The organism is Buttiauxella sp. BIGb0471 (assembly GCF_024807715.1).
Classification (GTDB): domain Bacteria; phylum Pseudomonadota; class Gammaproteobacteria; order Enterobacterales; family Enterobacteriaceae; genus Buttiauxella; species Buttiauxella agrestis.
Map to the genome: position 1 here is coordinate 15,939 of NZ_JANUEU010000006.1, position 12,875 is coordinate 28,813.

Below are 12,875 nucleotides of genomic sequence, written 5' to 3' on the forward strand. Positions count from 1 at the left end.
CTTTACCGGCGAGTCATTGTCGGGACCGCAATGTGTTTTCCAGATGCCAAATTGTGTTTCTCTAAAGCCGCGAGCTGAGCCGTGAGCGGTTGTGCCCCCAGTGCGATAACCGGAGGTTGTTCAACTGTTTGTTCAACGGTTTCTTCAAGGGGTGCTTCAACGGCTTTTTCAGGCTGCCCTACCGCGAATGGGCCAAATGAGTTCCCCAGCGAGTTTTGCCCCAGACCGTTGCTTTCAAGGCCTGGCAAAGTGCGTTGTTCGCGCGTGTCGCTGTACCAACGCGAGAACAGCACCGCTTGTTGCATGACTGGCGCATTGGCATGTTCGATGCCATAACCGTAGGCGGCAAACCGGCTGTTAAGGTGAGTTTGCAGACCTACGGAATCACTTTGTAAATCATAGACCAACGGCAGAATAAACAAGCCCGGCTCGTAGCTCTGGCTATAAGGCGACAGCCGTTCCTCTTCTTCGCGACCGAAAATCTGGTCGCCGTCCCGGTTGTCGGTGTTTGGCATGGCGGTGATGCCATGAATCAAAATGGTCAGACGCGCTTCGCTTGTGTTCCCGTCGCTGTCGGTGATGGTATAAACGAACACTTCGCTCAACGACGCATTGGCTTCAAGGGCTGCCACACGCGGGTCGCTGCTGTTCACCTGGTAACGCCAGTTGCCCTGGCTGTCGAGTGTCAGCGTACCGTATTGCCCGGACGTATTGCCGCCAATGATGCCCGCGCTGCCGGTATTTTCGGAACTCACCCCGGTGACTGGCCCGTTGTTTGCCGCACCGTCAGCGCCGATGCGGTCATCGTTAAACAGGTTGCCGCTGGCAGATTCCTGGCCCTGGTCCTGCAAGATTTCGGCGTTGTCATCGGTGGCGGTTGGCGAATCGTTAAACACCGTAATGCGTAACTGGCCGATGGTGGCTCCGTTCACCTGCACGGCGTAATCGTTGTACGTGCTGACAAACCCAGGCTGAGACACCGCTCCGCGCAGGGTGAAGCGGTAATCAATGCGGCCTTCGCCGTCGGCCGGGCTGTAATACGCCAGCAGCGTGATGGTGCCAGTCACGGTTTCGATAGTGATTGGCGACAGCGGATTGAGCTGCAAAAGCTGCTCGGCGGTGATCACCCGCCCCTGGAAGGTGAGGGTGCGCAGTTTATCCAGCGACAGCACATCCAGAGTGCCGCTGACTTCCTGAGCGCCTGGGTCAAGCGGCGTCAGGCCATCTTCGCGCACCTGAATTTCCACCGACGGGGCGACCAGAATGCGCAATGTACCGTTGGTTTCGCCGCCTTCGTTGCCATCGCTGACGGTGTAGGTCACGGGCGGAACGAAGCCGAATTTGCTGCTCACTGGCGTAAAGGTGTAACTGCCGTCGCGCAGCACCGTCAGGCTGCCAATGCCCGCCAGCACAGCGGTTTCGCCCGCGGCGTAACGTTGGCCACCAACCTGGAAGCTGGACAGATGAATCGGGTCGCCGTCCGGGTCTGAATCGTTGGTTAACAGGTTGCCTGAAACCGCATCTCCTTGTGGGGTAATGACCCCTTCCGGGCTGACGACGGGCGCGCTGTTAATCACATGAACGGTGACGGTGGTGGTTTCAGTGACGCCGCCGCTGGTCACGGTGTAGGTGTAGGTATCGGTGCCGACAAACCCCGCGCGAGGCGTATAGGTTATCTGCCCGTCTGGCTGCAAGACGGCGGTGCCATTTGCGCCGTTAGTCACGGCGGTGATGATGGCGTTCGGGTTCTCGAAGTTATCATTGGCGAGGACATCCGTCGTCACCGGGTTCCCGGCGTGGATGGTGGCGTCGTCGGCATTAATATCGGCCACCGGCGAAATAATGATATTCAGCGTGCCGGTTGCGGTGCCGCCAATCAGCGCGTCGTTAACGGTGTAAGTGACGGTGGGCACCACGCCGTTCCAGTCGGCAATGGGGGTTAGCGTGTAACTGCCGTCGCTGCGTAAGGTGAATTCCCCCACGCCCACGATAATCACCTGATATCCCGCAGGCGCAGTTTGCCCGCCGACGCTAAATTGCGTGACGGTGAGCGGGTCGCCGTCGGGATCGGTGTCGTTATTCAGCACGTTGCCGCTGACGACATTATCTTCCGGCGTAATGTTGAGATCCGGGCGCGTCACGGGCAGGGTGTTTTCCACCGTGACATTAACCGTCGCCCTTTCGATAATTCCGCCGCTCAGTACGGTGTAGGTATAGGTGTCGGGGCCGACATACCCCACGTTCGGCGTGTAGGTGATTTTGCCGTTGACGATGCTCACCGTGCCGTGGCTGCCCTGGGTCACGCTCTGAATAATTTTATCGCCGTTGGCGAAAGTGTCGTTGGCGAAGACATCGGTGGTCACGGAAGTGTTGCCGTGTACCGTGACGTTATCGTCAAACGCATCTTTTACTGACGTGATGATGACACGCAGTTTGGCTTCGGATTCGCCGCCATTATTGCCGTCGCTGACGAAATACGTCACTTCCGGCAAAGTGCCATTCCAGTCGGCGACCGGGGTGAACGTCCAGTTGCCGTCCGCCTGCATGACTAACACGCCCATATTGGGAATGTTGAGCGCGCCGCCTGCCGAATAAACCGTCGTGCCATCCACGGTAAAACCGGTGAGGGTCAGTTTGTCGTTATCAGCATCGCTATCGTTGGTCAGCACATTACCGCTGGCGACCTCGTCTTCCGGCGATGAAGCAGGGTCATCAACCGCTACGGACGGTGTATTAGTGATAGTGACGGTGACAAACGTCACTTCACGCACGCCGCCGCTGGTCACTGTGTAGCCAAAGATATCGGTTCCCACAAAACCCGCGACCGGGGTGTAAACCACTTTCCCGTCAACAATCGTGGTGGTGCCGTGCAGGCCGTTGGTGGTGGCGGTTATCTGATGGTCGCTATTTTCAAAGGTGTCGTTGGCCAGGACGTCAATTTCGACAGGCGTTCCGGCGTGTGTGGTGGCGCTGTCGCGGGCGATGTCCTGCGCTTGCGTGACGGTCAGCGTCAGGGTGCTGCTGCTGGTGCCGCCGTTTCGCCCGTCGCTAATCTGGTAGGTAATCACCGGCAGCGTGCCGTTCCAGTCCTTGACCGGGACGAACGTGTAGGTGCCATCCGCGTTGAGGGTGAATTGCCCTTGCCCGGAGATAAATACCGGGTTGCCGACCACGCGAGAAAGCGAATCGCCAGCCAGGGTGAAGCCTGTGACGGTCAGCCTGTCCTGAACGGCGGGGCTATTATCGGCGTCGGTATCGTTAGTTAAAACGTTCCCGGTGATGGTCGTGTCTTCGTCACCCGCTTTGACATCAGGCTGCGCCACCGGAGGGGCGTTGATGACGGTGATGTACACCGTGGCGGTTTCGGTAATGCCGCCGCTGGTGACGGAGTAGGTGTAACTGTCGTTGCCGACAAATGCTGGCGCTGGCGTATAGACAATACTTTTGCCGTCAGGGCTTAAGCTCACGGTGCCAAATTTGGCGGTGCCTAAGGCGGTGATGGCTTTGTCTGGGTTGACGAACGTGTCGTTGGCAAACACGTCCGTCGTCGTGCTGGTTCCGGCGTGTATCGTCACGTTGTCATCGGCGATGTCCGTCACCGGATTTACCGCAATGTCGATTTTACCGACCACCAGCGCGCCGCCGTTGTCATCGGTCACGGTGTAGCTAATTTGCGGCACGATGCCATTCCAGTCGGCGACCGGCGTGAAGGTGTACTGCCTGTCGTAACTTAGCGTAAACGTCCCAACGCCTGGGATCACTGCAACGGTTGGGCTGCCCAGATTTAGCACCGGGAAGCTGCCCGCCATGCCATCCACCTCGAAAGAGGTCACACGCAGGACGTCGTTGTCCGGGTCGGTCACATTCAGCTCACCGCTTAGCGACGTGCCATCTTCGTTCATCGTCAACTGCATGTCGCCGGTCAGTGGCGAAGCGTTAGTGACCAGAATCGAGACAATTGTGGTTTCAGTAATGCCGCCGCTGGTGACGGTGTAGGTGAAGCTATCGCGCCCCGCGTAGCCCGCAGGGGGCGAATAACGCACCGTGTTATTCGCCAGCACTTCCAGCCTGCCGCCCTGGGCACTGATCCCGGAAACCGAGACCTGGCGGTCGGCGTTGGTGAAGGTGTCATTGGCTAACACGTTAATAATGACGGCGTCATCAGAGTGCGTGCTGGCCTGGTCTGCCTGAATATCCACCACGGGCGTCACGGTAATCACCAGCGTGCTGCTGACTTCGCCGCCCTGGTTGCCGTCACTCACGGTGTAATTTATTGGCGGCACGATCCCATTCCAGTCAGCGAGCGGGGTAAATAAATACAGCCCTTCCTGGGTGATGGTGATTCGGCCCATGCCGGGGATATCAACCGGGGTCAGTCCCGCGGCGTAATCGGTGCCGTTAATCGTGAATTTAACAATGCTCAGATTATCGTTGTCGCCATCCGTCGCACCGCCAAGCAGGGTGTCGAGAATCGGGCGGTCTTCCGTGGTGGTGATATACACATTCGGCACCGTCGGCGCGGCGTTGGTCATCGTGACCGTGACCGTCGCGATTTCGGTGACGCCACCGCTGGTGACGGTGTAGGTGAAGGAATCTTCGCCGACATAACCCGCATTCGGCGTGTAAACCAGTTGGTTATTCACAATACTCACCGAACCATGCGCAGGCACGCTGGTGCCAGTGATGGTGGCATCGGCATTACTGAAACGGTCGTTGTTTAGCGCGTCGATGGTGACAGGTGTCCCGGCATGTGTGGATACCGAGTCGTTCACGGAGTCTTGAACCTGCGTGACGGTGATATCCAGCGTGCTTTGGGTCGGCGGGTCGAAGGTATTATCCGACACGTTAAACGTGATGGTCGGCACTTTGCCGTTCCAGTCGGCAATCGGCACAAAGGTGTAAGTGCCATTGGCGCGCAGGATAAAGGTGCCTTTATCGGCAATAACGACGCTATCGCCCGCCTGGAATGTTCCTGTGATTCCCGCAATCTGGAAATCGGTCACGTGCAACGGGTCGTTATCGGGGTCAACAATGGTATGCAGCACGTCGCCATTCAGCGCCGTATCTTCCGGCGTTGAAGCCACCTGAGCGGTTGGCGTTGGCGGTGTGTTGGTCAGCAGAATAAACACCGTGGCGGTTTCGGTAACGCCGCCGCTGGTGACCGTATAGGTATATTTATCCTGGCCGACATAGCCCGGCGTCGGGGTGTAAATCAGCGTGTTACCGGGGCCGCGAGTCACGGTGCCGTGCGTACCCTGACTGAAATCGGTGACGGCCCGATCCGGGTTTACAAATCTATCGTTCGCCAGCACATCGGTCGTAATGACGGTTCCGGTATGCTCTTTTTCGATGTTATCGACCGCATCGTCTACGGCGGCAATGTGCAGCCCTAACGTCGCGGTTTTGTCGCCGTTCATGTTGCCGTCGGTCACGACATAGCTCACCAGAATATCGCCGTGCCAGTCGCCGCCTGGGGTGTAGTTATACGTCCCATTGGCATTCACGGTCAGAGTTCCGTGGCTGTCTTCCAGCGTCACGGTGGTGCCCGCGCTGTAAGTTTGCCCTTCAACGGTGAAGGTTTTCACCGTGAGGGTATCGACTGCGCCATCCGGGTCGCGGTCGTTGGTTAACACGTTGCCCGAGGCTGACGTATCTTCGTTGAGCGTCTGGTTTTCGTTGGCAACAATCGGCGCCTGGTTGGTGACATTAATTGTCACCGTTGCCTGTTCCGTTACGCCGCCGCTGGTGACGGTGTAGGTGTAAGAATCGGTGCCGACAAAGCCCTGGTTTGGCGTATACGTCAGCACGCCGCCGACGTAAGTCAGCGTGCCGTTCGTCGGTTGCGTCACGGCATTGACGGTTTTATCCCCGTTGGCAAACGTGTCATTAGCCAGCAGATCGCTGGCATTTTTGATCAGCGGCACATTGGCGTGAGTGGTGAAGCTGTCGTTGTTCGCATCGGCCACTGCCGTAATATTCACGCCCAGCGTGGCGGTATTTGACCAGTGAGAAGTCTGGTCGCCCGCGATGGCAAAATCGAAGAAATTCACCCGACCGCCAAAAATACCGCTCGCCGTGGTGTCGGTGGTGTCGGAGGCGCGTAAATGCAGGCCGCCGCTGACTGAACCGTTGTAATCGGCGGTCGGCACAAAGCGCATCTGCGTGGTGCTGGCGAGCACAAAGGCGCGGTTCTCGCCCAGATCGGACGGGATCGCCTGCCAGGTGGTGCCATCAAAATATTGCCATTCGCCTTTGCTGACATCGGTGTCATTGGCGTAAATCGCCACGTAACTCAATGCGCCGCTGGCGTTTCCGCCGCCTGCAATCGCGGTCTGGTTATCGGTGGCATCACCATAAACCGACTGGAACAGTTGCCCGACCGTCTGCGTGCCGTTGGTGTCTTCGGCGATAGTCAGCGTTTTATCACCCAGCGTTGGGCGGTCGTTAATGTTGGTGACGACGGTGCTGAGGGTGATGACGGTTTCACTGTAGATCGAGGTGCCGCCATGCCCGCCCATGGTGCTGATATTGGTGACGCTGCCATTGGGCAGGACCGTCGGCGTGGAAGAAATATCGCTGTTGACGTTAGTTTCCACCAGCCGGACGCCTAATGTCGCCGGGTTGCCAAAATAGTTTGGCGCAGGCACAAAGCGCAGTGAGGAGCTGGCCGTAAGGATTAACGCGTTACTGTCGCTGCGGTTGCCCACGGCAAGCCAGTTCACGCCATCGAGGGAATATTGCCATTCGCCCTGAGCGGCGTTGGTGGTTAATTGCGTGATAGCCACGCCGTAGAAGTTATCCGCCCGCGAGCCGCCCGCGCCGCCATTGGTGCTGTTATCCACGGTGTCGTGCTGGTCGTTGAAGAATCCGCTAAACAGGCTGTTAACGCTTTGACCATTCACCGAACTCCCGAGCGTGTCCTCTTCGAGCGTCGGGATTGCCACCGTCGGCGTGCCGACGACCACGGGCGCGTCATTCACCGGATTGACCGTAAAGGTAAAGGTGCGCGTTGTGATCAATGCCGACGAGGTGCCGCCAGGGCCATCTTCGTATTCGACCTGGCCTGGGTCGGAATTAGGATCGGTCAGATTAGGCAGTGTCCCCGGACGCGAACCGGAGTTGCCGCCATCGTTGACCGCTACCGTCACGCCAAAATTGCCGTTCCAGTCCGACGCCGTGGCACTTCCAGGTACGTCAGGCAGCGAGACCTTTAGCCCCGCGAGGTAAGTATTAATTTGCGCATATGAGCCGGTAAGCGTCAGCGTGTCGGTGCCTGCTCCGGTGACGGTGCCGCCGCTGCCGGTTGGTGCGACAAAGGTAAATCCGTTCGGCAGCTTAACCGTGACCTTCATGGTCTGGCTGCCCGCATCCACATCGCTGAGGGTGATCGGCGGCAGCGTGACCGTGGCACTGTTTTCATTGGTGTTGAGCACCGGACTACCGCCCAGATCGATATGCGCCGGGTCGTTGATACTGCTCTGGAAAACAGTGCGATAGGTGGTTGCGACGTTTAGCTCAAGCCCGGTTGGGACTTTAGCGTAAGGGCTGACTTCAGTGGTCGGAACGGGTGATGTCCCATCGCCCGTAGGATTGGCATTATTCCCACCGTTGGCACCGGTCGTCAGTCTGCCGTTTGCATCGCGCATGCGGTCATCAACAATCACTTCAACGCGGAAATACTGGTCAGCATCATCAACCTGGATGCCGTTCATTCTTACCTGCAATTGCGCGAGATAAGCGTTGATTTGGTCGATGGTGCCGGTGATCACCAAAGGCGCATTGACGCCATTCGCTGGCGGATTGACGCCATCCGGGCTGGCGGATTGCACCGTCACGCCCGATGTGGTGTTCAGCGAGGAGATAGTCACCGCCGAGTTTTGCTGGTCACGATACTGTAAAACATCGAACGGATTACCGTTTTGATCGGTGATGCGCACCGTCACTTGCACGATATTTTGTTCGCCTGTCGCAATGCCGCCCGCATCCGAAACATCCGGGTCGCTTATCACAAACCCGCCGACGCTGTTGCCACCGGGCGCGTTGTTATCAAGCAGAATCGTGTCTGTTGGCGCGGTCACGGTTGGCGCATCGTTAACCGGCGTAATGGCAATGGCGACTTGCACATCTGCTGGTATTGCGCTGGTGGTGTTCCCGACGCTAGACGCCGAGGTATCCAGATGAATATTGAGCGTCACATCGCCCGCCGCCGCCGCGTTTTGATCGTGGTTGGCATCTTTATCGCTGAGGTAAGTCAGGCCACGGGTCGAGTCATTGAGCAACGCCTGAATGGCGCTGGCGGTGCCGGTTAGCACGAGTTGCCCGCTGTTATCGCCCGTAATCGTGACGCCATCGATAATAAAACCGCTGTTGTCATCTGCGCCTGCAATCCCCAGTTGGCCCTGGGCGACGGTCAGCGTTACGGTCACGTTTTTGCCGAAAGCCGCTGACTCGTCATCCGCGATAGTGATATCGCCACCGATAATCGTCGGCTGATCTTCGAAGGTGGTTTTGTCGGTGTTACCGACCACCAGGGTGCCGGGGTCATTGGTTTCGGAGGCGTTAATCACCACCTGATTAGCAGAGATGTTGCCGTTACTGGCGGGAACGCCGTCCAGATACCAGTTGTAAGGGGTGCCATCAACCGCGCCGGGCGGGGTGCCGAATGCCGGAGTCGCAGGCTGGTTTACCGGGCCGCCGTTAGCCGCCCCGTCTAAATTACCGTTGCCGTCACGCAGGCGGTCATCGGTGATGACCTGCACCAGGTATTGCGCGTTGCGGTCATCAGGGAAGGTGACGGTCAAACCCGCCAGCGCCGCGTTAATCTGGGCGACGGTTCCGGTGATCACTAAATAGCCATTGATACCGCCTGTGACGGTCGCTCCGGTGTTTGCCGCAGCCGTCAGCACGATGTTGTTGTATTCGGCCTGGCTAAATGCGGTGCCATTGCTGTGCAGTAAGCGCACGGTGGTTTCGAGGATATTGGTGGCGCTTGTCTCGCTTGTGATATCCGGGTCGGCCACGGTAAAACCGTTGACGGCGTGTGAACTGCCGCCGATATCAATCGGGCCGGAAGGTGCGGTCACGGTTGGTTTATCGTTGGTCGGCGTGACATTAATCGTGAAGTGATTCCCCGATTGCTCTTTGTCACCATCGGAAAGCGTGAAGTTAAAACCATCGGCATTCAGACCGCTGCCTGCTGCCTCGTCGCCGTTGTTCAGGTAATAAATACGGCCATTGTTGATGTCCGCCTGGGTAAAGGTGGAGCCATTGCCGAGGAAGCTAAAATTCACGCCGTCGGTGGAGTACGCCAGGCGTCCGTGAGCCGGGACGGTGGAAACCGTATATTGCACCTGCTCGGGCGAGCTGTCCGGGTCGTAGGCCTGAAGCTGGGAGCTGTCGAGCTGGACGTAACCGCCTTCCACCACCGTAGCCGGGTTGTTGGCGGGCTGACCGCCGATGTTATTGGGCGAGTCCGGCGGCACGGTGATATCCGGGCTGTCAGGCGTTGCCGGGATCATCGGGCCATCGTTAACGTTGGTGATGATAATCCCCACCGTCGCGTTGGTCGCAGACGCAGTACCCCAGCGATCCACCGCCGAGACAATAAAGCTGGTGCTGCGGACTTCAGAGCCATTACTGACAAACCGCAGCCCGCTGCTGTTATCGTTTTTCAACAGGCTGGCATCGAGTTTTAGCGTACCGATATCGGCGCTGGTGATCGTGACCCAACTGGTGCCATTGAAATACTGCAATACGCCACCGGTTGGCAGCGACTGGAAGACAATTTTTAGGGCGTTAGCTCCGACAACTTCGTTATTGAGTGCGTAGTTATTACTGCCATTAATATTGGCGATGTTTTCCCACGGCGAGCCGCTATTGGCGTCATCCGGGTCGCTTAAATTCAGCTGCGAGGTGGTGATATACACCGTTTCGCCTTCTGCCAGAACCGTGTTGGAGGAGCCTGTAATCACGGGCGCATCGTTAACCGGAGTGACGAAAATTTTAAGCTCTGGGTTCCAGGTCACTGCCACCGGGTTGCCATTGGCGTCGAGCGTGACTTGCCCTGCGGAAACGGAGAAACGCGCATTAAACTCGAAGTTTTCGCCGCCGTCATGAACGATGCGCACCAGGCCTGCATCCAGTTCTGCCTGAGTGAAAGACCCAAACGCGTTAACCGCGACCATGCCGCCGTTGCCATCACTTTTCATGATGGTCAGGCCGCTTTGGCCCGCATCGGTCCCGAGATAGGTGTACACAATTTGATCCGGGCTAATCCCTTGCACCACATAGCTCATGCCCGGCGTGGCGTCGGAGATGTTTCCGGTGCCAGACAGCGCCAGCGAGCCGCCTTCGTTAATGGCGCCGTGCGGCGGTTGCGTTGGGTTATCGGGATCGGTGCCGATATAATCTGAGCTGTTCGTGCTGTCGGGAATATTCCACGGCGGGACGTTATCCGGCGTCGGGTTGTTTGCCAGGCGCACCAGGCCAATGGTGAACTGGAAATGGGTTAATTGGCTGCTTGCCGCCTCGCCGTCCCAAATCCCGCCCTGGCGGGTAAATGTGGTGCCGTCCGGGTTCCAGCGCAGCGCGGTGGAGTGGTCAATCACGCGGAAGTTAAACACGTCGATGCCGCCCGGTTGCGCATTCAGATACTGCGCATACGCGACTTTCCCGCCAATCACGTCTTCCATGGTGAAGGTGTCGCCGGTCTTTAACAGCAATCCGTTGAGCGTCAAATAACCGTGCGTCAGCCCGGCGGTATCCACAACAAAACTGACACGTTCGGCCGGGGAGTCGGTATCCAGACTGGTGAGCATTTCGGGCGTAAGCACCACGTCAGCCGGGCCTGGCACCACATCGGCATGCAGGCTGGAGTCGGTATCAAGGAACGGGTCGTCATCCACCTGTTGAATATCCAGCTTGATGATGGCATCGCTGCTGGCAGGCGTGTCGGTGCCGCCGCCCAGATCGGTGACGCGCACGCCAAAGGTATCCTGTGCGATCCCATCCTGGCCGTTGTTGGCGTAGGTCAGCAGGTTTCTTTCGGCATAATCAATTTGCTGGCCGACCTGCACCGGAATGCCTTTGAAATAAAGCGTACCGGCAGATGGCAATGACGTAATGGTCAACGTGAGGTGAGTGTCCTGCGTATCGCCACCACTTTCGGCCACGATGTACTGCCCGACATTCCCCGTGTTGGCCGCGTTTTGCGGCTGGCCTTCATACACAATGCCACCGCCGCTAATGGTGGGCGGCTGGTTTTCAGGTGCTATCTCAAGTGTGATGTTTACCGTATCCGACTGGCCGATGGGCGTGGCACCATCGTTCACTTTGGCGGAAAACCCGTCGGCGGTGTTTTGTGTGTCCCCCGTCGCGGTGTGGACATATTTCAGCGTACCGTTGCGCACATCTTGCTGAGTAAACACCGACCCCACGCCCAGGCGCGTGCCGTTGAGCGTCAGATAACCGTATTGCGGTATCGCCGTCAGGCTGTAGACAATTTGCGATGCGCTTTGTGCGCCAATCTGTAATTCAGGATCGAGCGCGGCGAGCGTCGCTTCAGTAATCACGGTGCCCGAACCGTTTCTTTCCGGCACGATGAGCGTGCTGTCGGCGACCGTAACGGGATCGTTGGCTGGCGTAATCGAAATGTGCGTGACCAGGCTGTCGTTACCAGAAAGGCTAAGGATGTAAAACTGCACATCGGTTGAGGCCGACTGATGCCCCAGTTCGGTATCACTGGCGGTGAATTTCAGCGAGTTAAGCCAGGCCTGTGCATCCGCCACGCTCCCGACGAACTCCAGGGTTTTCCCGGAAGTTGCTCCGTTAACCAAATCCCCTGCGGCAGCATTCGTTAAGCTCACGCTAATCGCGACGTTTTCATCGCTGACGTTAAGCGTCAAGCCACTGAAGCTCCCGGTTTCAGCCCCTGGGCGCAGTGCGCCTGGCTCGGAAACCACCATATCCGGTACGCGAGTGGTGATTTCCGGCGCTTGTAAAACACTGTCATAAGCCAGGGATAACGAGCGCGTTTCAATGACGCCGGTGCTGGACTCAAGCGTCCAGTCTGCGGCTTTTGCCGCACTGCCGGTTTCGTCATTCGACGCCGCCACATCCGCATGGGTGTAATCCGCCATGCGCGTAATTAACACGGTATCTTGCGCGGTGACATTGCAGCCATAAAGCAAAATATCGCCATCACTCGTGAGCTTTTCGCCCAGCTTTTCTAACTGCTGCTGATACTGCGCAATCGTTTTATCGTTAAGTTTGTCGCTACCGAGAGTGATTTCATCGCTCGCGCCGTGGCTGATGATATGAATCGCGCTGATATTTTTATCGTTTTTTAAGGCGTCATTAATCTGCTCAAGCCCGGACTGCTTTGAGTCCAGCACCAGCACGCGGCTGCCTTCTGGCAACTGGCCTACCAGTGACTGCCAGTTCTGCACGTGGCTGTCGACAACATACACCTCGTGCGGGGCAGAGGCTGGTGCGTCAGCAGGTGCAGGCGCTGGCGCGGTAATTGACGCCGGAGCAGGGGCGGTTGATTGCGGCACAGTCACCGCTTTCGAGGCGTCCGGCGCGTTACTGTGATGCTGCGCGTCTAACGGGTTATCCGTATGGCTTGCGGCTTCAGCGACGGCTGCGCCATCAAACAATTGTCGTGGCTCCAGAGCGAAACGGTGATGGCGGGGGCGGGCGGGGTTGTCTCTTCTTTGTGTCGACATAGCGGTACATCACTCTGTTAGCGCATCGGTAGCATTAAGATAATGATACAACGTGTTTACATAATATGAATGTATTAGGTCGCCTTATTACATAACATTTACGAATGTATTAGAGAGAAATTGTCGGGTTCGGGAGAATCGTTATTCGAT

The 12,875-nt window shown here is 57.6% G+C and carries 1 protein-coding gene; it reads right to left on the minus strand.

Annotation, left to right across the window (positions count from 1 at the left end; all coding sequences use genetic code 11):
• Positions 1–2: 2 nt before the first annotated feature.
• Positions 3–12,725, minus strand: a complete 12,723-nt coding sequence (locus tag M2371_RS17425; RefSeq protein WP_259268306.1) for an Ig-like domain-containing protein — start codon at positions 12,723–12,725, stop codon at positions 3–5.
• Positions 12,726–12,875: the final 150 nt, after the last annotated feature.